The organism is Pollutimonas thiosulfatoxidans, assembly GCF_004022565.1.
Taxonomy (GTDB): domain Bacteria; phylum Pseudomonadota; class Gammaproteobacteria; order Burkholderiales; family Burkholderiaceae_B; genus Pusillimonas_D; species Pusillimonas_D thiosulfatoxidans.
Map to the genome: position 1 here is coordinate 3,388,314 of NZ_CP022987.1, position 21,909 is coordinate 3,410,222.

Genomic DNA, 21,909 nt, shown 5'->3' on the forward strand with positions numbered 1-21,909 from the left:
TCTATCCGTACGGAGCTAAACCATGTCTTCTCATACGCCTACGCCGCAGTCCGGCGCGATCAGCCGTGCATTGGATGTGCTGTGCCGGTTCTTCGAGCGCGTAGCCATCGCCATGCTGCTGATCACTACCTTTCTCGTCGTGCTTCAGGTCTTTGGCCGAAATCTATTTTTGGCCGGCTTGCCATGGGCTGATGAACTCGCACGCTACGGCGGCTTGGGCATTGTGTATCTGGCCATCCCCTTGTTGCTTTTGCATGACAAGCACATCGCGGTGGATATCATTTCTTCCCGGCTGCGAGGTGGGCCGCGTTATGCATTGCAAGTTCTGTCCGAAGCCATCATCGTTTTGTTCTCTGGCTTCTTCATGGTAGCGGGATACGAGTTCCTGTCGCGCGCGGGTAAGTTCACTACCCCGGCGCTCTCCATGCCCAACCTGGTTTTCTATCTTCCTACGACCATCGGCATGGTGTTGTTCGCCGCCGTCGCGGTACAACGCCTGTGGCGGGCGGTCAATCGTCGCCCTGTCGTCAACAGCGGGCAGGAATCGACATCATGATGAGCTTGTCCATACTGGTGTTGTTCCTGGTCATCATGTTGATGGGCGTGCCGATTGCGGTGGCCATGGGCGTGTCGGCCGGCATGGTTATATGGTGGCATGACTTACCCCTGTCGGTTTTGGCGCAGCGCATGACTAATGCATTGGACTCCACGCCACTACTTGCCGTGCCAATGTTCATCTTTGCGGCCAGCTTGTTCAATGCATCGGGCATCACCGGCCATCTGTTCGATCTGGTGCGCCTGATGGTTGGGCGCATACGCGGCGGCCTGGGGCAGGTTTCGGTGCTGACCAGCCTGATCTTCTCGGGGATGTCCGGTGCGGCACTGGCCGACATCGGTGCGCTCGGTGGCACACAGATGCGCCTCATGCGAGAGCAGGGCTACCGGGATGAGTTCGCAGCGGGCATTACCATGGCGTCCGCCACCATTGGGCCGATTTTTCCACCCAGCATTCCCTTGATCATCTTTGCGTCGGCCGCCGAAATTTCGGCCGTCAAGCTGCTGGTGGCAGGTGTAATTCCGGGCTTGCTGATTACCATCATGTTGATGGTTCAAATTGCCATCATGGCGCGGCTGCAGAATCTGCCACGCGACACTATCGAAACCAGCCGCCGTCTCATAGCCCGCAAGGCCTTCGTCGCAGCACCGGCGCTATGTGCTCCCCTGATCCTGATTGCCGGGTTGGTCAGCGGTTTGTTCGGACCAACCGAAGTCGCAGGGATCACCGTACTTTATGCATTGTTCCTGGGTTCTGTGGTGTATCGCCAACTGACCGTTCGGGCGGTAATCGATGCCGCTCGCGAGACAGTGCATTCGACCGCCAGTGTGTTGTTCATTGTAGGCGCCGCTGCCTTGTTCGCCTGGGTACTGACCATTGATCAAGTGCCGATGATCGCTACAGATCTTCTGCTGGCGTTGTCGGCCAACCCCATCGTATTGCTGCTGATCGTTAATGGGCTACTGCTGGTAGTGGGCATGTTCATGGAGTCCATCGCTGCCATTCTGATTCTTGCGCCGATCCTCACGCCTGCGTTGTTGGCGGCTGGGGTTGACCCCATACAACTGGGCGTGGTGGTGGTCCTGAATCTGATGATAGGCCTGCTGACACCACCGGTAGGAATGAGTCTTTACATGGTCAGCATTGTGGGCAAGATGCCGCTACATCGCGTCATTGCCGGTGCCGTTCCGTTTCTCGTGCCGCTGATGCTGGCTTTGCTGCTGATCACACTGGTTCCCGCCGTCTCGCTTTGGCTGCCCGGCGTATTCCTGGGCTAATTCACTTCTGCTTTCAAGGACAGACATGAGTCGTTTTTTCGGCGAGATTCGCCAATTGGGTTATGTGGTGCACGATATCGAGGCGGCCATGGCGTACTGGAGCGGTACGCTGGGCGTTGGTCCCTGGTTCTACAACCCGCAGGTACCCATCCGCAATTATCATTACGAAGGCAAGCAATACGAGCCCCATAACTCGGTGGCTTTGGCCAACTCCGGTTTTGTGCAGGTCGAGCTGATACAGACTCGCAACGACGTACCGTCCATGTATCGGGATTTTCTCCTGCAGGGGCGTACCGGCTTGCAGCACGTGGCCTACTGGACCGAAGATTACGACGCCGACCTGCACCGCGCAATCAGCCAAGGCTTCAGGCCTGTCATGAGCGGCGAAGTCGGCGAGCGCGGCCGTTTCGTGTACTTCGATACTGAATACCATCCGGGCACGGTTATCGAGCTGTCGGAGGTCGCTGGCCCCAAGGGCAAAATGTTTGACCTCATCCGCAACGCTTCGCTTGATTGGGACGGCAGCGATCCCGTGCGCCAGTTTCCCGATCTGGGCAGCCTTTAGACGCGCTGCCCCGCCTCTCCATTTGAAGATTTTATGCCACCATGAACGCTGATCGATTCCAAGCCACCTATTTGATTGAAACACCGCTCGAGCCGGCCCGCGTGGCCGACATCATGGCGGGTGAACAATCTTGCGGGACCTTCACGCGGGTGCAGGGCGAAACTGATGAGCTGCGGGAACGGGCGCGAGCTACGGTGGAGAGCGTCGAACTGCTGGAAGAGGCGCAACAGGCTTCGTTGCCCAACGCCTGGCTTGCTCGGCAGGGCAACCCGGGGCCATGGCAACGCGCTCGCATCCGCATCTCGTTTCCCAGCGACAACATCGGCGCCAATTTGCCGACGCTGGCGTCAACGGTAGCGGGCAATCTGTACGACCTGGGCGAAGCCACCGGCATGCGTCTGGAGTCATTACAGTTGTCAACGGCGTATCGACGGCGTTTCGACATCCCGACCTTCGGCATCCCGGGCACCCGCAAAGCCACGGGGGTGGCGGCAGGCGCCTTGATAGGCACCATTATCAAGCCCAACGTCGGCCTTGATGTGGATCAGACGGCCGCGCTGGTGCGGCAACTGTGCGAGGCCGGCGTCGACTTCATTAAAGACGATGAAATATGCGCCGACCCCGTGTATGCACCGTTGGCGGCACGCGTGCCAGCGGTCATGGCCGTGATACGCGACCATGAGCAACGAACCGGCAAGCATGTCATGGTTGCCTTCAATATCAGCGACGAAACGGACGCCATGCGTCGGCACGCCGATCTGGTGGAGCGCGAAGGCGGCAGTTGCGTCATGGCGAGCCTCAATGCATGCGGGTACTCTGCCATCCAGTCGTTGCGGCGCAGTACACCGCTGGCGCTGCATGGGCATCGCAACGGTTATGGCGCCTTGTCGCGCCACCCGCTGCTCGGCATGTCGTTTCAGGCGTATCAAACCTTATGGCGCTTGGCAGGTGTTGATCATATGCACGTGCATGGCTTGCAAGGCAAATTTTCGCAATCCGACCAGGAAGTTGTGGAATCGGCGCGTGACTGCCTGACGCCTCTTGCCGAAGATATCGATGACGTCGTGATGCCCGCCTTTTCGTCCGGCCAATGGGCGGGCACCGTACCGGCGACCTACGCCGCCATCGGCCACGACGACTTGCTTTTCATGTCGGGCGGGGGCATTTTGGCACATCCCGATGGACCAGCAGCCGGCGTGGCGAGCTTGCGTGAAGCTTGGCAAGCGGCGAAGAACGGTATTGCTTTGCCTGTTTTCGCGACGCAAGCCCCGGCCCTGCGGCGCGCGCTGGAATTTTTCGGCGCTCGCTAGCATGCAAGTATCAAGGCCCAGGTTGGCGTTCTACGGTGACGACTTCACTGGCGCGACCGATACGCTGGCTACCTTGGCGGGCGCTGGTCAGAACGCCTTGCTTTTTTTGCGTGTGCCCGACGATGCTCAACTGGCCTCTGCCGGTGCGCTGGATTGCGTGGGTATTGCCGGAGCCGCTCGCTCGATGAGTGCTGCAGAACAGCAGTCGGAGATGACATCGATCGGTGCCTTTATGGCGCGCCTGGGGGCTGCAGTTAACCACTATAAAGTTTGCTCGACCTTTGATAGTTCGCCTGACATTGGCAGCATAGGGCGGGCTGTCGGGATACTGCGCGATAGCTTGCAGGCGAACTTCCTGCCTTTCGTTGGCGGCCAGCCCAATCTTGGACGCTATTGCGTCTTCGGCCATTTGTTTGCCGCTTTCCAGACCGGCGGGCCGGTTTTTCGGCTGGACAGGCACCCCACCATGAGCCGGCATCCCGTGACGCCCATGCGCGAAGCCGATTTGCGTCTACATTTGGCTCAACAGGGGCTGCCCGGCATGGAGTCCGTTGCTTACACCCATTACGACTTGCCCGCAGACGAACTGGACGCGCTGGTGGACAGTTGTATCGAGGCGGCGCCCGATGGGGTGCTCTTCGATGTGGGTCATGCGTCGCATCTTCCCGTCATCGGACGGCAAATCTGGCTGCGGGCCGGTCAGGGCCCCGTATTGGCGGTGGGTGCCAGCAGCGTGGCCCAAGCGCTACTGGCGCACTGGGATACTCCTGATGTCATCGCTGCGAGGCCCAACGCCGCTGCTGCCTTGCAAGCGGAGTCGGCCGCTGTGCGCGGCCCTGTGTTCGTGTTGTCGGGCAGCATGTCTCCCGTGACGGCACGCCAGATCGACGCGGCGGTTTCGTACGAGCGCATCGCCATTGACGTCGATGCGCTGGTAAGCAATCAGCTTACGGTACTGGAGCCGTTGCTGGCCCGCATAAGCGACAGCCTTGGTCGAGGACGTCATGTTCTAGCCTACACGGCCCGCGGCGAAGCAGGCGAACGACAGCACGGGATTGCGCCCGCGACACTGGCGCGCGCTTGCGGTCACTTTTTGGCCCGCGTGCTGAAGCAGTCTGAAGTGGGCCGCGTTGGTGTGGCCGGCGGAGACACTTCCAGCTACGCCATGCAGGCCCTGGATGTTTGGGGACTGAGCTACCTGAGGCAAATCGAGCCCGGTATTGCCCTGTGCCGCACGCATGCTGACAACGCTGCGCTCGCGGGGGTGGAGATCATGCTTAAGGGCGGCCAAATGGGATCCGATCAGGCCTTCGAGCGCCTGATCGCCTCATAAGCGCTCTACCCACGCCCCACGAAAGGCATCTTGGTAGCCATGACCGTCATGAACTGCACGTTGGCATCAAGCGGAAGGCTGGCCATATACAGCAAGGCCTGCGTCACGTGCGATGTGTCCATCACGGGTTCCGGCCGCGTTGTGCCGTCGGCTTGCAATACCCCCTTGCTCATGACTGCCGTCATGTCGCTGGCCGCGTTGCCGATGTCGATCTGACCGCAGGCGATGTCATACTTTCTGCCATCCAGCGAGGTGGCTTTTGTCAGCCCCGTTATGGCGTGTTTGGTGGCGGTATACGACACGGCGTTGGGCCGGGGCGCATGGGCCGAGATAGAGCCGTTATTGATGATGCGGCCGCCGCGCGGCTGCTGGTCTTTCATGAGCCGGAACGCGCCTTGTGTGCACAGGAAGGCGCCGGTCAGGTTGATGTCGACAGCAGCCTTCCATTCGTCGTAGCTGAGTTCCTCCAGCGATGCTGAGCGAGCGAAGATGCCGGCGTTGTTGAACAGCAAATCCAGGCGACCGAATTGATTTTTAATCTCGTCAAACAGGTGTGTAACGGCATTGGGATCGCTGACGTCGGCAGGCAGCACCAGGCACTTGCCGGGCAAGCCCGCAGCCGCAGCCGCTGTGGCTTCCAGAGCCTCTCTGCGCCGGCCTACCAGCGCCACGGCGTAGCCCTTTTCCACCAGAGCCAGCGCGATGTTCTTCCCGATCCCTGATCCCGCACCTGTGACTAAAGCGTATTGCTGTGTACTCATTACTGTCCGTCCTTTGTTGTTAATGGTTTTTTGCCTGGCTTGCGATCCCGGGCTGCAGCCGCACGCGGTTTGCGGGCGATCAGGCTGGAAGTCAGCCGCTTGAAGGCCACGCCCATGTGCTGCTGCATGGCTTCGCGAGCCAGATCCGGGTTGCGCGACCGCAGTGCCTTGAGAATGTCGCGATGCTCGGCGACTGCCTGCAACCATATATCGGCTGACTCAAAATGGCGATGCAAATGATCAAACAGCGGGCCCATGCGAAACTCGAAAAGCTGCTTGACCACGCCGATCAGCACACTGTTTCCCGTGGCTTCCGCAATGCGCACATGGAACAACTGGTCGGCCTCAAGGGGAACAATACCCGATTGCGCCTCGACCTCCATGATGTCGATGGCTTCCGCGATGGCGTTGAAGTGGGCGCGGGTGCCCACGCGGGCCGCCATGGCGGCGACCTCACCCTCCAGTAACGCGCGAGCGCGCACGACCTCAAGCGGACCTTCCTCGTGGGAGAGATCATATTTCTTGCGGGGGCGGGCAGGGGGATCGCACACGTAGATGCCGGACCCCATGTGCACTTCGATATAGCCTTGCACTTCCAGGGCGATCAGCGCCTCCCGCAGAGAAGGCCGGCTGACCCCTAACTGGACGGCAAGTTCCCGCTCGGCAGGCAGCCGCGATCCTGCGGGGAACTCGCCCGCGAGGATCAGTTTGCGCAATTGTTCACTGATCTGTCGATACAGGCGTTGCGGCTCGATGATCTTGATGGGCATGCTTTAGCGCGCGGGCGGAAAGCCGACACCATAGCGCTTACCGCAAGCGGCAAGCGCCTCGGGTATGGTGGGATGCAGCGCCACGCCCTTGCCAAGTTGCTCTTGCCGCAAGGCCAGGCCGCGATCGCCGGGCAGGCGCACGGGATCGCCACCGGGTCGCGGTGGGCTGCTGCGGCAGGCGTCGCCGATGTGGTCCATTTGCCGGGCAAACGCGTCGGTGCCTCCGAATGCGGCTGGATCATGCAGGCCAAGGAAAACCGTGGCGCCCCAGCCCTCGGGCGGGTCTGCTCGACCGTAGCCAGCCAGCCCCGCGGTCATCGCTTCCACCATCAGGGCCAGGCCGTAGCCCTTGTGGCCCGATCGCGGCCCGCCCAGCGGCATGACGGTTCCAGGTGGATCTGCAGACAGCACGCGTGGGTCGGCGGTGGGATTGCCCTGGGCGTCGTACAGGCATTCATGGTCGAACTGGCGGCCGGCCTTGTCCAGCCTGGTGCTCATGCCGTTGGTGACGATGGACGCGGAGATGTCGACGAGGAAAGGGGTGGTGGAAGTAGGTATGCCCATGGCCACCGGGTTGGGCGTGAACACGGCCTTGGTGCCGCCATGCGGCGCGACGCTGGCAGACGCGGGATCGGAGCTGGCCAGGGTGATCAGCAGGCCGCTGTCCGTGGCTTGCAAGAGGTAGGCGGCCAGGCAGGCAATGTGATGGCTGCGCTGGATGACCAGGCTGGCAGTGCCGTACTGTCGTGCGCGTGGCGCGAGGGTTTCGATGCCGTGCCGGACCAGCCAGGGGCCCGGCAGCCGGCGACCGTCCCATAGCAAGGCTGCACCTCTGTCGGATAACACCTGCGGCGAGCCGCTGACGGTCATGCCATGATTTTCGATCTGTGCAATATACGGAGCCAGCAATGCCAGGCCATGCGTGTCATGGCCCAGCAGGTCTCCCTCGACCAGTATGTCGGCAACCGTCGCAGCCTTGTCGGACTCCATGCCGGCGGCCTGCAGCAACTGGTCGGCATAGTCGCGCAGCGCATCGGCGTCGTAGCGTGGTGTGGCCATCAGTACGTGGCCCTTCCACCGGAAACGTCGAACACGGCGCCAGTGGAAAAAGAGCATTCTTCGGAGCACAGCCAGGCCACCAGCGCGGCGATTTCTTCGGTAGTACCGAATCGGTTCATGGGTATCTTGGACAGCATGTAGTCGATATGTTCCTGTGTCATCTGAGCAAATATGCCGGTGCGCACGGCAGCCGGCGTCACACAGTTTACGGTGATACCGGTTTGCGCGAGCTCCTTGCCCAGCGATTTGGTCAGCGCAATCACGCCCGCCTTGGACGCACTATAAGCCGAGGCATTGGGATTGCCTTCCTTGCCCGCGATCGACGCAATATTAACGATGCGTCCATACCCATGCTTTTGCATGCGCGGAGCGATCGTGCGGCAGCACAGGAATGGCCCACGCAAATTCACGTTCATGACCTGGTCCCAGGCAGCCACCGGGTAGTCGCAGACGGAGACATTCGGGCCGGTGATGCCGGCGCTGGTCACCAGGATGTCTATCTTGCCGCCTGTTTCCATCGTGCTGTCGGCAGCGGCGTTGACGGCGTCTTCATCCGAAATATCGACTTGTTGCGTATGCAGCAGCTCTTTATCCAGGGCTTTGGCAGCCTGCTGCAGGGCGCCCGGGTCGCGGTCCCACAAGGTGACGCGCGCGCCGCCTTGTTGCAGTCGGGTGGCGATCGCCAGGCCGATGCCTGCAGCCCCGCCGGTAACGACCGCGTGGCGGCCCGAAAAGTCGTAATGATTGCGTGCTGCCATGGTTACTCCTGATGCGTGATGGTGCAATGGTTGGGGTTGTTCATTCAGCCGGCCGTGCTTTTCCGCTTGCGCAGGTAGCGCAGCAGCAGCGGGGCGGTCCATATCAGTATCGTGACGACACCGAGTGTTCCGGCAATAGGGCGCTCGAAGAACGCAATAATATTGCCATCCGATTTGATGACCGAGCTGATGTAGTTCTCTTCCAGCATGGTGCCCAGCACCACGCCCAGTATGGTCGGAGCGATAGGAAAGCCGTTCTCTTCCATCAGATATGCCAACACGCCGAAGGCAAGCATGACCCCGACGTCGAAGATGCTGTTGTTGATGGCGTATGAGCCGACGATGCAGAACACCAGGATAAGTGGCATGAGCAATTGGCGGGGGGTGCGCAGTATATGCTTGGCAAGCTTGATCAGCGCGTAGCCCAAGGGCAGCATCAGCAGGTTGGCCACGATGAAGACGATAAAAATCGAATACATCGACACTGCGTTGTTGATGAAGATCATGGGACCCGGGTTCAGGTCTTTCATGTACAACACGCCGATCACGATGGCTGTAATGGAATCGCCCGGTATACCGAAAACCAGTGCGGGTATCCATGCGCCCGCCAACGAACCATTATTCGCGGCACTGGCCTCGACGATGCCTTCGGGGTGGCCGGTACCGAATTTTTCGGGTTCTCTGGAAAACTTCTTGCTGACGGCATACGACATATACGCGGCAATATCCGCCCCTGCCCCGGGGAGTGCACCCACGATGGTGCCCAGCACGCTGCCCCGCAGTACTGACTTCGGGTATTTGACAAGCAGCTTCCAAACGCCGCCAAATACACTGGTTATGGCGCTGTCCACCGCTTGCATGGGTTTGGCTGACGCGATGGCGTAGCGCAGGACTTCGGAAACGGCGAACATGCCGACCATGATGGGTATTAACGAGAGGCCGCCCAATAGATTGTCGCTGCCGAAGGTGAAGCGGGGATACCCAGTGGGGTTGCCCATGCCGACGCTTGTTATGGCCAGGCCAAGGAAGAGCGATACGAAACCCTTCAGGGGGTCGGCCGAAGCGATGAAGATCGCACAGGTCAGGCCCAGCAACACCAGCCAGAAGTATTCGTACGATGAGAATCGCAGCGCCAATTCCGCAAGGGCGGGGGCACCGATAATCAGTACAGCGGTGCCGAACAATCCGCCTATGCACGAACACACCAGGCCGCCGCCCAGGGCAAGTTCGGCCTTGCCTTTTTTGGTCAGCAGGTGAGCTTCGTCGGCATAGGCTGCCGAGGCCGGTGTGCCGGGTATGCGCAACAGGCAGCCGGGAACGTCGCCGGAGAAGATGGCCATCGCAGTGGCTGTCACCATGGCGGCAATGGCGGGTATCGGCTGCATAAAAAAGGTGACGGGCACCAAGAGTGCGACAGCCATGGTGGCGCTAAGCCCCGGTATCGCTCCGACAAACAAGCCGTAAGCGGCCGAGGACAGCACCACCAGCATGACGTTCAGCTGAAAAACCTGCTCGAATGCAGCGGCGAGGGTGTCTATCATGAGGGCTTCCTTCGTTTACCACGCCACGGATTCAAGTACACCCCAAGGCAACGGAACCTCCAGCAAGCTGTAGAACAGAAAGTGGATGAGCAGAGACCCGATGAGGGCGACCAGCACGGCCAGCTTGAGTTTGGCTCGAAACACCAGAAACAAGGCCAGCAGGAAGACGAAGGCACAGACCAGGAACCCCAGGCTTTCCGAGAAAGCGATATATAGCAGCAGGGTCAGGGGGATGAATAGAAATCCGGTCAGGATGCGGCCGTTGCGTAGTGCCGGATCCAGCCGTAACCAAGGATCACGCGGCATGTTTTTTACATGGCGCGCCACCAGTAGTACTGCACAAATGACGAAGCCCGAGCCGATCAGCGTCGGAAACATGCCTGGCCCGACGTTTTGCCCCGGCATAAGCGGCAGTGTCAGCGCATAGGCGATCATGCCCAAGCCCAGAACGCCCACGATCAGCCCGGCCAGCAGGTCGCTGATTTTCATGATGCCTCTCCATGGTGAGCCGGCTGACAGCCGGCTCACGGGGTGGTGGGTTTACTTGGCCAGGCCCAGTGCACGCATGGTTTCGCCCATATTGGCATCGCCTTCATCCATGAACTTGGCAAAGCCGGCGCCATCGGCGTAGGCGATGCCAAAGCCGCGCTTGTCCATGAACTGCTTGTATTCGTCGCTCTTGTTGATCTTCTCGAGCGCTGCTTCAAGCTTCGCACTGACATCATCAGGCAGACCCTTGGGGCCGGCAATGCCGCGCCATACCCCTGTGGTCCAGTCGCTGCCGGTTGCCGACTTCAAGGTAGGCACTTTTGGATATAGGGCTGCGGGCTCTTTGGCCATGACCACCAAGGGTCGGGCCTTGCCGGCGTCTATCATGGCGCGGGCCTCGGGCAGTGCCGCCGGAACAATGTCCACACCGCCGGCGACCAGTTCGAGCATGGCTGGCGCTGCGCCGTTGGAAGGGACCCACGGCACGGCATTGATGTCTATATTCAGGCTTTTCAGCATGCCCGCCAGTGCGATGTGCCAGATGCCGCCTTGGCCCGTGCCCGAAGCCTTGAGCTTGCCGGGGTCGGCCTTGATGGCTGACAACAGTTGGTCCATGTTTTGGTAGGGCGAGGATTCGCTGACGGTGACCGCTGCAGGACCGACGTTCATTAGGGCCAGGGCGGTGTAGTCCTTGGGCGTGAGTTCGGTAAGGCCCTGGTGGTGCATCATGGAAATTTCCACGGTAAGCATGCCCAGGGTGTAGCCATCGGGTTTGGCGCTGGCAATGGCCTGGTGCCCCACGACGCCGTTGCCGCCCACGCGGTTCACGACATTGACCGGGTTGCCCAGTTCCTTCTCCAACAGCGAGCCGACGATGCGGGCAGTAGCATCGGTACCGCCACCGGCCGCCCACGGCACAATCAGAGTAATGGGGCGCTCGGGCCAGGCGGCAGATGCCGTTCCCGAAGCAAGTATGGCTACAGTGACAGCGGTGACGTTAAGCAGCGATTTGAGCTTCATGTTGTCGTCCTCAGGATGGTGGTCACGTGTTATTGGTATACGGCGGTTCTGCGGCTCAAGAATTTCACATCGACTACGGCGTGTCAAGCATTTGGTATTACCACTTTACCTGTTTAAATCTCTATACTTGATCCTTTCGAACCTCTTGCAGGAGACAGCGTGGTGCACGAAACCTTGGTGCCGATCAGTACTGTGACCCGTTCCGATCTGGCCCCCTTGGCCATACGGCTGGGGCAGGACGACAACGTTCTGATCGCCACCCGCGACATCAAGCCCGGTACTGTCATACCGGCCGAATCTTTAACCTCATCCGAGGCGGTGCCGGCGGGGCACAAGATGGCGGCGCGCGACATCGCCCTTGGCGAGGCAGTGCGGCGCTACAACCAGATTATTGGCTTTGCCACCAAAGATATCGGCGCCGGCCGTCATGTGCACCTGCATAACTTGGCCATGCACGAATTTGAGCGCGATTACGCTTTCTGTGCCGACGCCAGACTCCAAGAGCCGCCGGCCGAGGCATTGGTCTTCAATGGCATCGTGCGCCCCGATGGCCGGGTTGCCACCCGCAATTACATAGGCGTCATCAGCAGTGTCAACTGCTCGGCAACGGTCTGTCGCCAGATTTCGGACGCCTTCCGCGGCGATGCGCTGGCCGACTTCCCTAACGTCGACGGCGTAGTGTCCATCACCCACAAAACCGGCTGCGGCATGGCATCGCAAGGTGAAGGCATAGATCTGCTTCGGCGTGTCATTGCGGGGTATATCCGGCACCCCAATTTTGCCGCCGTCGTGTTCATCGGGCTGGGCTGCGAGTCGAATCAGATTTCTGCATTGCTGGGCGCGGAAGGCCTGCAGGAATCCGACCGGCTGCGCACCATGACCATCCAGGACATGGGCGGCACCCGCAAGACCATAGAGCACGGCATCGAACTAGTGCGCAGCCTGCTGCCGCAAGCCAACCAGGTAAGCCGCCAGCCCGTACCCGTCAGTCATATCACCGTAGGCCTGCAATGCGGTGGGTCCGACGGCTACTCCGGCATAACCGCTAACCCCGCGTTGGGCGCCGCCATGGATTTGCTGGTTCAACATGGCGGTACGGCCATCCTTAGCGAGACACCCGAGATCTACGGGGCCGAACACCTGTTGACGCGTCGCGCTGTGTCGCGCGAGGTAGGTGAAAAGCTGATCGAGCGCATCCATTGGTGGGAAGCATATACCCAGCGCCTGGGCGGCGAAATGAACAACAACCCCTCTCCCGGCAACAAGGCCGGGGGCCTGACCACCATCCTGGAAAAATCGTTGGGCGCCGTGGCCAAGGCTGGCGCCAGCAACCTGGCCGATGTGGTCGAGTATGCCCAGCCCGTGAACGAATCAGGGCTGGTGTTCATGGATACCCCGGGTTACGACCCCGTTTCCGCCACCGGACAAGTGGCAGGCGGCGCCAACGTCATTTGCTTCACTACCGGACGGGGTTCGGTCTACGGCTGCAAGCCCACGCCATCGCTCAAACTGGCAACCAATTCGCTGATGTACCACCGGATGAGCGAAGACATGGACATCAACTGTGGCGACATCCTGGATGGCGGAAAGTCGGTGCAGCAGGTTGGCGAAGAGATCTTCCGGCGCATTATTGAAATCGCGTCCGGCGAGCGCAGCCAAAGCGAACTTCACGGGTTCGGCGAAGACGAGTTCGCCCCGTGGGTGCTGGGCCCCACAATGTAAGTCTGTTCAAAAAATAATCACAAGGATACGTTTGCATGAAGGTGTTGATCACTGATTACGATTTCCCTGATCTCGAGCTGGAGCTCGCTTTGTATCGCGATGCCGGCATCGAAGTCGTTACGGCCCAGTGCCGCACTGAGGACGACGTTATCGAGGCGTCCGCCGGCTGCCAGGGCTTGCTGGTGCAGTACGCGCCGGTCAATGCCAAGGTGTTTGCCGCCAGGCCCGAGATCCGCATCGCCAGCCGCTATGGCGCCGGATACGACACCATAGACGTCGCCGATGCAGGCACGCACGGCGTGTGGGTGGCCAATTCGCCCGACTACGGCGTGGGCGAGGTGGCTACGCACGCGTTCGCCATGATGCTCGATCTATTGCGCCATATCACCTTCTACGACAGGGACATCAAGGCAGGCACCTGGCACTTCACCTCGTCAGGGCCGCTGCAGCGGGTGTCCGACATGACGCTGGGTATTCTGGGACTGGGCCGCATCGGCAAGCGCATGGCGCATATTGCCCGCAATAGTTTCAAGGATGTCATCGCTTGCGACCCGCACATTATTGATGGCGATTTTCCCGCCTACGTGCAGCGCGTCGATATGCCAACTTTGTTTGAGCGCAGTGACGCGATATCCCTGCATGTGCCGCTAACTGCCCAAACGCGTGGCATAGTCGATGCGCGCATGCTGGGCTTGATGAAGCAGGGCAGTGTGCTGGTCAATACCGCTCGCGGGCCGGTCGTCGATGTCGACGCCCTGGTTCAGGCCCTGGACGACGGTCGGGTCGCAGGGGCTGGGCTTGATGTGCTGCCTGTCGAGCCGCCCGACTTCAGCTCGCGCATTGTCCAGCATCCCCGGGTGCTGGTCTCGCCTCATGCCGCTTTCTATTCGCAGACGGCCGAGAAAGAGCTGCGCCGAAAAGCCGCCCAAAACCTGATCGACTGGGCGCGCACGGGCAGGCCGTCTTACGTAGTGGTGGAAGGCAGCCGCCAGCCCTGACCGCTACTCGGCGGCCGCTCCTGGCGGTCGTTTGAGATTCTGTGCCCACTCCCAGGCCACATCGCGCCGTAGGCGTCGGTTGACCGCGATGGTGATCAACATGGCCAGCAGCGCCCCGAGGCCGGCCAAGGCCATGTCTTTGTGGGCATCCCAGATGTCGCCCTGGGTGCCCAGGTATTGCATGCCCAGGTCGCCCCCAAACAGCATGGCCGCGCCCCATTCGATCAACTCGTAAAGCGCTGACGTACTGAGTGCGACATCCAGCGGCAGAACATACGCCCAGAAGCCGCGGACCTCGACGACGCGCAGGAAGAACTCCCTTATCGGGTAGAACAGCAAGAGTCCATAGGAAAAATGGACCAGCCTATCGTAGTGGTTACGTTCCCAGCCGAACATGCTATTGAATGTGTGACCGGTAAGTGCTTCCCACCAGGCGTTGTAGGGGACTTCCGAATAGGTGTAGTGCGACCCGAGGGTGTGCAGCGCCAGGAAAAACAAGATTAGCAACAGCGATGCATCCGAAAACCGGAACTGTCGGCGAACTGCCCAGAGCAAGCCGAAGAGCCCGATCACCAAAGCGTTTTCGAGCACCCATGCCGGACGGTCGTGCGGGTTGATCGCCAGAAAAAGCCACAACAGCACATAGGCGCCGGCCGCAACGCGCACCGCCTTGGCAAGCGCGGGCCGGGCCAGCGGCGGCGGGGCAAACGCCTGTTCAGACATGGCTTTCCATTTTCAATTCGACACGGCTGCTTACAGGCCGCCTTGTGGCTCGGTGGTATAAAAAATTGAGAGCAGGCCTAGGCCTGGAACCTAAAAGGACTTTCCATGAAACGTAAACTAACAGCAATAGCGGGTGTCGTGATGTGTGTCGGCCTGGCGGCATGCACGGCTCCTAAAGACGCTCAGGAATTGTCGCAGAAAACCGTGGAGTACACCTGCGGAACCAGCAACCAACCCGTGACGGTGCAATATACCTTCCAGGGCTACGAAGCCTTGGCCGCCAAGGTCATTTATAACAATCAGGCTGTGGACCTGACGCGGGCTACGACCAGCAATGCCGACATGGTGGGTAATACCTTCCGTGGCAACGGCTACACCTGGACAACCGATAAATTCAACCATGGGAATGTGCATGAGGCCCACGGCAAAATGCTGACCCAGGACAACACCCAGACGATCACTGGCCAGAACGCTACAGTCAGCAATGTTCTGGTAAAAGACTGCAATGCAGTAGCAACTTCGCCCAATTCCTAGTATTTACCGGGGTGGGCCGCCCGCCCGCCCCGGCGGCTGGTTGGACTTCAGGCACCATATCAGCATACAATACCCTCCTTTGGGGGAGTTTCCCCCGTCACAAGGCCGCTACGCAGTGGCCCGGCTTTTTAGCCGAAACACCATGCCCGACCCCTTAGGGTCGCGGAACAATCAGGTTGGCTACACGTAGCCGACACCGAAGCTTCGCAGGCTTACCCGCTTACCCCTGTCCAGGGGCGCAGTCGTTGCCTGTGTACGCTGAAACGAGACGCCTGTCTTGTGAACTTGTCTGGGTAAACCGGGGCGCTTTTGTGCCCGGGCATGGCCCGGGCGTAGCGTGCGCGTTTCGGCGGAAATACAAGGACAAAAAAGGATGGAAAACGCTGATTTTTTTCAATTGTCGATGCCTATGGCGCTGGTGCTGCTTATCGGCTTCTACGGCGCGACGTTTCTGCTGTCTTTATTGATCGGCAAGAAGCGAGAAAACGTCGACGGCTATATGGTCTCGAACAACGCCGTGGGATTTGGACTGGCGGCGGCCAGCATGATTGCCACCTGGATATGGGCGGCATCCTTCTATGCCAGTGCAACCTCAGGCTATCGATATGGGCTTTCCGGGCCGATACATTACGGCTTCTGGGGCGCCTTGATGATTTTCTTTATCTACCCGTTCGGTAGACGCTTTCGCAAGCTGGCCCCCAAAGCGCATACCCTGGCCGAAGTCATCAAGGCCAGACACGGCACCTCCAGCCAGATGATTATGGCGGTGTCCAACCTGATAGGCAGCTGCATCAGCCTGATGGTCAACTTTACGGCAGCCGGCGCGCTGGTATCGGTGCTAAGCCCGCTAAGCTTCATCCAGGGCGTACTGATTGCCGGACTAGGGGTTTTGTCTTACACGCTTTGGTCGGGATTTCGCGCGTCGGTCATGACCGATTTCGCGCAACTGATCGCGATGATACTCGCGGCGGTGGTGATTATTCCCTTGATTTTCTTTAACGCCGGGGGCACGGACATGTTGGTGGCCAATATGTCCAACCTGAGCAGCGAGCAGCTTAATTTCTTCTCGATGACCGCCATACTGGAGCAGGGCGCGCCTTACTTCGTGGCGGTGCTGGCCTACGCCATTGGCAACCAGACGATTGCGCAGCGCCTCTTTGCCGTTCGCGAAGACCTGATCAAGCCTACCTTCATCACCGCCACCATTGGCTATGGTGCCGTGGTGATTGGTCTGGGTATGTTGGGCTTGCTGGCGCTATTCACCGGGCTGCAACCGGTCGACGGCAATATGAACAACATCATCCCGCAAATGGCCTTGCAATACCTGCCGCCCTTTGGCATTGCGCTGTTCTTCATACTGGTGGTCGGCTCCTTGTCATCGACTGCGGACTCTGACCTTTCCGCGCTGTCGGCCATCGTGATGACGGACATCTACGGCAAGAATCTGGCACGAGGCAAGCCCAACCCCCGACGCATGCTGTGGTGGGGCCGCGTAACGATGATCGTCGCCACCATGATGGGCGTAATCTTTGCCACCTTGCGGCTGGATATTCTGGTGATGCTGGTCTTCGTGGGAGCGTTATGGGGCGCCATTGTCTTCCCGGTCATCATCAGCTTCTACTGGGACAAGGTGAGCAACAAGGCATTTACGATGGCAGTTGCCGCGGCGGTGACCGCGTTTACGGTCGCACGCTTCGAGTTGCTGCCGCTGGAAGGCATCGTGGCTGTGTTTTTCGAGCTTAGCGCCTCCGTGGGTGCAGGGGTGGTGATCGGGCTGATGACGTTCGCCTTCTTCAATCGTAAGGCTGCCATCACAATGGGCCTGGCCGTCGCCATTGGGGGCATGCCCTTCGCTGTGGGCTTCCTGCGCGATTACACCGTATTGCTTAGCTCGCTGACTGCCTATGGGGTCAGTGCGGCGGTATGTGTGGCCATGAGTTGGCGCAATAAAGAGCGCTTTGATTTCGATCTGCTGGCGGAGCGTGTTACCTCGTTCCACCAGGAGCCTGTCGCCGGCAAGGAGTCCGTCGCGATACCTGTAGGCGGCGTTGCAACCGCCCGCACTTAAGGAGAACTGCATATGTCCAGTATTTGGCTTACTTTCTATATCCTGGTTTGGCCGGTGCTATCGGCCGCCGTACTGCTCGTACTCATTGTGGCCCTGGTGCGCGACATGCGCGCTGCCAGCAAGGAAGGCGAAACCATGGTCTGACGGGTGACGATGGGCCACGCTGACCGATGCGTCAGCGTGGCCGGTCCGTTTATCCCGAGTTGCGCAATCCGGCCGCTATGCCATTGATCGTCATGTGTATGGCGCGCTGGATGCGGCTTTCTTCATCGCCGGCCTTGCCGGCCTTTTTGTGTGCAAGACGATGGCGGCGCAACAGCTCAACTTGCAGATGATTCAGCGGGTCGATGTAGGCAAAACGTTCGCTCAGGGCCGCCCCCAGCAAGGGATCGCGCGCCAACAATTCGTGGCCGCTTACCTGCCGGAACATCGCCACGGTAAGTTCGAACTCTGCCTGAATTCGACCAAACACCTCTTCCCGCAGCTTCTTGTTCGGTACCAGGCTGGCGTAGCGACGGGCAATGCCCAGGTCGGTCTTGGCCAATACTTGCTCCATATTGGATAGCAGGATGCGGAAGAACGGCCAGGCTTCCGCCATCTGGCACAACTGGTGCAGGCGCTGATCCGGCGTTGCCGGCGCTCCCTCGCAACCCTGGTCCACGTAGGTGCGCATAGCGGTACCCACGCCGTACCAGCCGGTCAGCATCAGGCGGCATTGCGCCCAGGAAAATCCCCACGGAATCGCCCTGAGGTCTTCGATCTTCTGGCTGGCCTTGCGTGCTGCAGGACGAGAACCGATGTTCAGTCCCGCGATCTCGAGTATGGGTGTGGAAGCGAAGAAGTAATCATTGAAACCGGCTGTGCCGTAGACCAGGTCCCGATAGCTTTCCTGAGCGACACCGGACATGAAATCCATGGCCGCGCCGTAATGGGCCATGTTGTCGTCTTCCGACTGGGATTGCGCAGCATTGGCCGCCAGGCTGCTTTCGAGGGTGGCGGCCACGAAGTTTTCCAGGTGCCAGCGACCGACTTCCGCATCTTTGTACTTGCCCTGTATGACTTCGCCTTGTTCTGTAAGGCGGATTTGGCCGTTGACTGTCCCGGGCGGCTGCGCCAGGATGGCATCAAAGCTCGAGCCGCCGCCGCGTGCCACCGAACCGCCGCGGCCATGGAACAAACGCAGCCTGGCCTTGCTCTTTTTGAAAACCTGTACCAGCTCGCGCTCGGCGCAATACAAGGCCCAGTTGGAGGTCAGATAGCCGCCGTCCTTGTTGCTGTCGGAGTAACCCAGCATCACTTCCTGTATGCCGTCTTGCGCATGGCGTACCCTTGCGGCCACTTCGGGCAAGCCCAGCCATTGCTCCATGATGGCCGAGCCCTGTTCCAGGTCAGGTATGGTCTCGAACAAGGGCACGACCATCAGGCCGTCGGCTGGCCGGCTGCTCCCCTCCGACGGTCCCGGCGGGCTTATCAGGCCGGTCTCTTGCTGCAGCACCAGCACTTCCAGCAGATCGCTAAGCGTTTCCGTGTGCGAGACGATGACTTGCTGGATGGCAGCCGAGCCGTATTTTGCGCGGCAGTTCGCGGCCATCCGCAGGATGGCAAGTTCCTTCTGGGTTTCGGCCGAGTAGCTCATCCATGGTGAAACCAGCGGACGAACCTGTTGAATTTCCTCGCGCAGCAAGGCGACGCGCTCGTCTTCGGACAAGCGGCCATAATCAACTGCCTTGCCCTTGAAGCGAACGCCTGCCGCCTTGAACAATTCGGTCAGCACACGTTCGTGTACGTCAGAGCTCTGGCGGAGATCGACGGTGGCCAGGTGAAAGCCAAAAATGCTTACCGCTTGCACCAGGCCAGACAGGCGCAACTGGGCGATCAGGCTGCCATGATGCTGATCCAGCGAATCGGCAATGGTTTGCAGGTCTTGCTGAAAGGCATCCGGGCTGCCGTAGGCGGGGGCGTCGTAAGTAGGGCGCAGGGCCAACTGCCTGCCTGTCAGCTTGCGTGCGGTGGCCGCCAGCCGGGCATACAAATGAATGAAGGCGCGCCGGTAGGGCTCGTCGACGCGGTGCGCCGAGCTGTCTTCGCTGACCATGGACAGGGCCAGCAGCTCCGGGCTGGCGCTACCCAGGGTACGGGACAGCGATATCTCGGTACCCAGGTCTTTGACTTCCTGCAGGTAATGACGCAACACGTGGGTAGATTGGCGCAACAGCGCCTGCTCGAGCGTGGCGGCGTCCACGTTGGGGTTGCCGTCGCGGTCGCCGCCTATCCAACTTCCCATGCGCAGGAAGGCGGGCAACGGTCGTGTCGAGACATCGAACAGCGTGCGTCCCGGTGCATGCAGCCGCATGGCAAGATCCTGGTACAGACGCGGAATGGCGGTCAGGAAGGTGCTGGTGTAGTAGCTTAGCGCGTTGTCGATCTCGTCCAGCACCGTCAGCTTTTGCCGGCGCAGCATACGCGTCTGCCACAGGGTCGCAACCAGACCCGTCAGGCGTTGCTCGAGCAAGCGTTGTTCGGATGGCGTAAGTGTGGCGTCGCTTTGATTCAGTTGGCGGGCGATTTCCCGGTGCAGGTCCAGGGTGCTTTTGCGCTGGACTTCGGTGGGGTGCGCTGTCAGTACCGGCACGATGCAGGCTTGTTCAAGGTAGCGCAACACCTTCCGGCGGCCCACGCCGTTTTGCTGCAGCAAGTCCAGCGCGTGCTGCAGACTGCCGCGCATGGGCAGCTCGGCCTGCAATTCGTGTTGACGCTGCCGCCGGTTCTGGTCCCTGTCCTCGGCAATATTGGACAGGTGCAGGAAGTAGCTGAACGCGCGCGCTACCGAATTGGCCTCGGCATCGGCCAAGCGTGCGATCTGGCGCTCCAGGATCTGGCTGTCACGAATATTGCCTTCCCGGCGAAACTTCACGGCTGCCCGGCGCAACTTCTCGATGACATCGTAAATTGCCTTGCCTTCGCATTCTCGAATGACATCGCCCAGGGTCTTGCCCAACTGCCGGATGTCCTGGCGTAGGGCGGTGGGTTCCATACTGCCTGCTGCTTTTTGATTCACAAAGTCTCCCAGAAGATTGCTTGGGCGCTCAGAAGGCGCTACCTGTTTTTATCGAAAGTTTGCATCCGTATGGCGTCAGGCTGGAGCAGTCTTGCCGCCCGGCCACCACAGTACGTCGCCGGCCGCGGATTCCGATACCTGCAGCGCCACCAGTTTGCTCGGCTGGCATGGGCCGCCGGTGCATACCCCGGTATCCGGGACAAAGGTGGCACCGTGGCGCGCGCACATCAATTGGTCTCCGGCACGCGTAAACACGCTGTTTTCCCAGTCGAGCTCCGCACCCATGTGTGGACAACGATTCAGGTAGCCGTGCACCTTGCCCCGATAGCGGATAAAGAAAGCGGTGGCCGGCTCGCCGGCATGGAGCACGTCCAGCTTATGCGCCAGCCCCCCGTCCACGAGCGCTGTCGACGGGCAGACTGTTATGGCTTCAGCGACCATGCGTCACAGGCCTCCCGCGCATTGGATGACCGTCCCGGTAACGTATGAGGCGGCCGGGGACAGCGCCCACACTATCGTGGCGGCGACTTCTTCAGGGTGGGCCAGCCGCCCCATGGGGATCTTGGGCGCCACGCGTTCGGGCCGACCCGGCTCACCGGCCGTGGCATGGATTTCCGTCAAGGTGGAGCCGGGCGCGACGCCCAGTATTCGGGTGCCGCTTGCGGCGACTTCGCGCGCCATGCCTATCGTAAAGGCGTCTATGGCCGCCTTGCTGGCTGCATAGTGCACGTACTCGCCCGGGCTGCCAGTGCGCGCCGCCACCGACGATACGTTCACGATGACTCCGGGTTGGCCGCTACGGGCGAAGCAGGCCAGGGCCATGCGGGTGCACTGCATGGTGCCAAAAACATTCACCTGGAAGACTTGCTCTATGGTGGCGTCCGTTGTCTGCGAGAAAGGTCCTATGGGACCGGTAATGCCGGTGTTGTTTACCAGTGCAGTCAGAGGGCCCAGCACTCGCTCGGCCTGCTCGAACATCGGAGCGATGTCGGCGGGCTTGCCGACATCGCCTTGCAGCGCGATAGCCTTGCGGCCTTCCGCCTGAATGGCTTTGACCACCTCGAGAGCGGCGGCCTGGTCCTGCCTGTAATTGACAGCAACATTGAACCCCAGTCGCGCAGCGGCAACTGCGGTGGCCGCGCCTATCCCGCGACTGGCGCCGGTAATGAAGACGGTGGGGGTGAGCTGTGACATGCGGCTTCCTGTAGCTTGAGCGATTTTTGCATTCTATCCCTAGTGCACAATTGTCGCCGCGTCGGTGCCTGTAGCGTCTGCAGGGTCATCAAGACGTTCGCGCCGGGCGGGGGTAAACTCTATAAAATGCTTGGCGACCGAGCCTTCCCGTCGCTGGCCGCCTCCCTTGAAAG

Annotated in this window: 21 protein-coding genes; 10 read left to right on the plus strand and 11 right to left on the minus strand. The window is 60.3% G+C overall.

Annotated features, from left to right (window positions below; translation table 11 throughout):
• Positions 1-22: 22 nt before the first annotated feature.
• Genes CKA81_RS16340 through CKA81_RS16360 form a run of 5 tightly spaced genes read left to right on the plus strand, consistent with a single transcriptional unit; the run spans position 23 to position 5,041 of the window.
• Positions 23-556 carry a TRAP transporter small permease gene (locus tag CKA81_RS16340; RefSeq protein WP_128356255.1) on the plus strand — a complete coding sequence of 178 codons (534 nt, stop codon included), beginning with the start codon at positions 23-25 and terminating at the stop codon, positions 554-556.
• The gene (locus CKA81_RS16345) at positions 553-1,833 is read left to right on the plus strand and encodes a TRAP transporter large permease (protein WP_199287552.1); all 1,281 of its coding nucleotides are present in this window, start codon (positions 553-555) and stop codon (positions 1,831-1,833) included. The genes CKA81_RS16340 and CKA81_RS16345 overlap by 4 nt, the downstream gene beginning before the upstream one ends.
• A gap of 25 nt (positions 1,834-1,858) precedes the next feature.
• Positions 1,859-2,398, plus strand: coding sequence for a VOC family protein (locus CKA81_RS16350; RefSeq protein WP_128356256.1), 540 nt, complete (start codon positions 1,859-1,861; stop codon positions 2,396-2,398).
• A 41-nt stretch (positions 2,399-2,439) separates the two neighbouring features.
• A complete protein-coding gene (locus CKA81_RS16355; protein ID WP_128356257.1) occupies positions 2,440-3,708 on the plus strand; it encodes a ribulose-bisphosphate carboxylase large subunit family protein in 1,269 nt (422 codons plus the stop codon).
• Between the two features lies 1 nt (position 3,709).
• Positions 3,710-5,041, plus strand: coding sequence for a four-carbon acid sugar kinase family protein (locus CKA81_RS16360; protein WP_128356258.1), 1,332 nt, complete (start codon positions 3,710-3,712; stop codon positions 5,039-5,041).
• Between the two features lie 5 nt (positions 5,042-5,046).
• Here CKA81_RS16360 and CKA81_RS16365 read toward each other — a convergent pair whose 3' ends face one another.
• Genes CKA81_RS16365 through CKA81_RS16395 form a run of 7 tightly spaced genes read right to left on the minus strand, consistent with a single transcriptional unit; the run spans position 5,047 to position 11,439 of the window.
• Positions 5,047-5,802: an SDR family oxidoreductase gene (locus tag CKA81_RS16365; RefSeq protein ID WP_128356259.1), complete on the minus strand. Its 756-nt coding sequence runs from the start codon at positions 5,800-5,802 to the stop codon at positions 5,047-5,049.
• On the minus strand, positions 5,802-6,572 hold the full coding sequence (locus CKA81_RS16370) for a FadR/GntR family transcriptional regulator (protein ID WP_128356260.1): 771 nt from the start codon (positions 6,570-6,572) through the stop codon (positions 5,802-5,804). The genes CKA81_RS16365 and CKA81_RS16370 overlap by 1 nt, the downstream gene beginning before the upstream one ends.
• 3 nt (positions 6,573-6,575) lie before the next feature.
• The gene (locus CKA81_RS16375; RefSeq protein ID WP_128356261.1) at positions 6,576-7,631 is read right to left on the minus strand and encodes an Ldh family oxidoreductase; all 1,056 of its coding nucleotides are present in this window, start codon (positions 7,629-7,631) and stop codon (positions 6,576-6,578) included.
• Positions 7,631-8,389: an SDR family NAD(P)-dependent oxidoreductase gene (locus CKA81_RS16380; RefSeq protein ID WP_128356262.1), complete on the minus strand. Its 759-nt coding sequence runs from the start codon at positions 8,387-8,389 to the stop codon at positions 7,631-7,633. The genes CKA81_RS16375 and CKA81_RS16380 overlap by 1 nt, the downstream gene beginning before the upstream one ends.
• Positions 8,390-8,433: 44 nt before the next feature.
• Positions 8,434-9,930, minus strand: a complete 1,497-nt coding sequence (locus CKA81_RS16385) for a tripartite tricarboxylate transporter permease (protein ID WP_128356263.1) — start codon at positions 9,928-9,930, stop codon at positions 8,434-8,436.
• Between the two features lie 15 nt (positions 9,931-9,945).
• On the minus strand, positions 9,946-10,419 hold the full coding sequence (locus CKA81_RS16390; RefSeq protein WP_128356264.1) for a tripartite tricarboxylate transporter TctB family protein: 474 nt from the start codon (positions 10,417-10,419) through the stop codon (positions 9,946-9,948).
• Between the two features lie 51 nt (positions 10,420-10,470).
• Entirely contained in the window at positions 10,471-11,439 is a 969-nt protein-coding gene (locus CKA81_RS16395) for a tripartite tricarboxylate transporter substrate binding protein (protein ID WP_128356265.1), read from the minus strand.
• Positions 11,440-11,601: 162 nt separating this feature from the next.
• Here CKA81_RS16395 and CKA81_RS16400 point away from each other — a divergent pair, with 162 nt between their 5' ends.
• Positions 11,602-13,161, plus strand: coding sequence for a UxaA family hydrolase (locus CKA81_RS16400; protein ID WP_228255865.1), 1,560 nt, complete (start codon positions 11,602-11,604; stop codon positions 13,159-13,161).
• Between the two features lie 35 nt (positions 13,162-13,196).
• The gene (locus CKA81_RS16405) at positions 13,197-14,159 is read left to right on the plus strand and encodes a C-terminal binding protein (protein ID WP_128356266.1); all 963 of its coding nucleotides are present in this window, start codon (positions 13,197-13,199) and stop codon (positions 14,157-14,159) included.
• Positions 14,160-14,162: 3 nt separating this feature from the next.
• Here CKA81_RS16405 and CKA81_RS16410 read toward each other — a convergent pair whose 3' ends face one another.
• A complete protein-coding gene (locus CKA81_RS16410) occupies positions 14,163-14,882 on the minus strand; it encodes a DUF2238 domain-containing protein (RefSeq protein WP_128356267.1) in 720 nt (239 codons plus the stop codon).
• A gap of 105 nt (positions 14,883-14,987) precedes the next feature.
• Here CKA81_RS16410 and CKA81_RS16415 point away from each other — a divergent pair, with 105 nt between their 5' ends.
• The 3 genes from CKA81_RS16415 (at position 14,988) to CKA81_RS17375 (ending at position 17,628) form a co-directional block, all read left to right on the plus strand.
• On the plus strand, positions 14,988-15,416 hold the full coding sequence (locus CKA81_RS16415; RefSeq protein WP_128356268.1) for a hypothetical protein: 429 nt from the start codon (positions 14,988-14,990) through the stop codon (positions 15,414-15,416).
• 373 nt (positions 15,417-15,789) lie between these two features.
• Positions 15,790-17,484, plus strand: coding sequence for a sodium:solute symporter family protein (locus tag CKA81_RS16420; protein WP_128356269.1), 1,695 nt, complete (start codon positions 15,790-15,792; stop codon positions 17,482-17,484).
• A 12-nt stretch (positions 17,485-17,496) separates the two neighbouring features.
• Positions 17,497-17,628: a putative transporter small subunit gene (locus CKA81_RS17375; protein WP_394342521.1), complete on the plus strand. Its 132-nt coding sequence runs from the start codon at positions 17,497-17,499 to the stop codon at positions 17,626-17,628.
• A 49-nt stretch (positions 17,629-17,677) separates the two neighbouring features.
• On the opposite strand, the gene ppc is transcribed toward CKA81_RS17375, so the two are convergent.
• The 3 genes from ppc to CKA81_RS16435 all read right to left on the minus strand — a co-directional run bounded on the left by ppc (position 17,678) and on the right by CKA81_RS16435 (position 21,736).
• The gene (gene ppc / locus CKA81_RS16425) at positions 17,678-20,518 is read right to left on the minus strand and encodes a phosphoenolpyruvate carboxylase (RefSeq protein WP_128356902.1); all 2,841 of its coding nucleotides are present in this window, start codon (positions 20,516-20,518) and stop codon (positions 17,678-17,680) included.
• 99 nt (positions 20,519-20,617) lie between these two features.
• Positions 20,618-20,983, minus strand: a complete 366-nt coding sequence (locus CKA81_RS16430; protein ID WP_128356270.1) for a Rieske (2Fe-2S) protein — start codon at positions 20,981-20,983, stop codon at positions 20,618-20,620.
• Positions 20,984-20,986: 3 nt separating this feature from the next.
• Positions 20,987-21,736 (minus strand): SDR family oxidoreductase, encoded by a 750-nt coding sequence (locus tag CKA81_RS16435; RefSeq protein WP_128356271.1) that lies wholly within the window; start codon positions 21,734-21,736, stop codon positions 20,987-20,989.
• Positions 21,737-21,909: the final 173 nt, after the last annotated feature.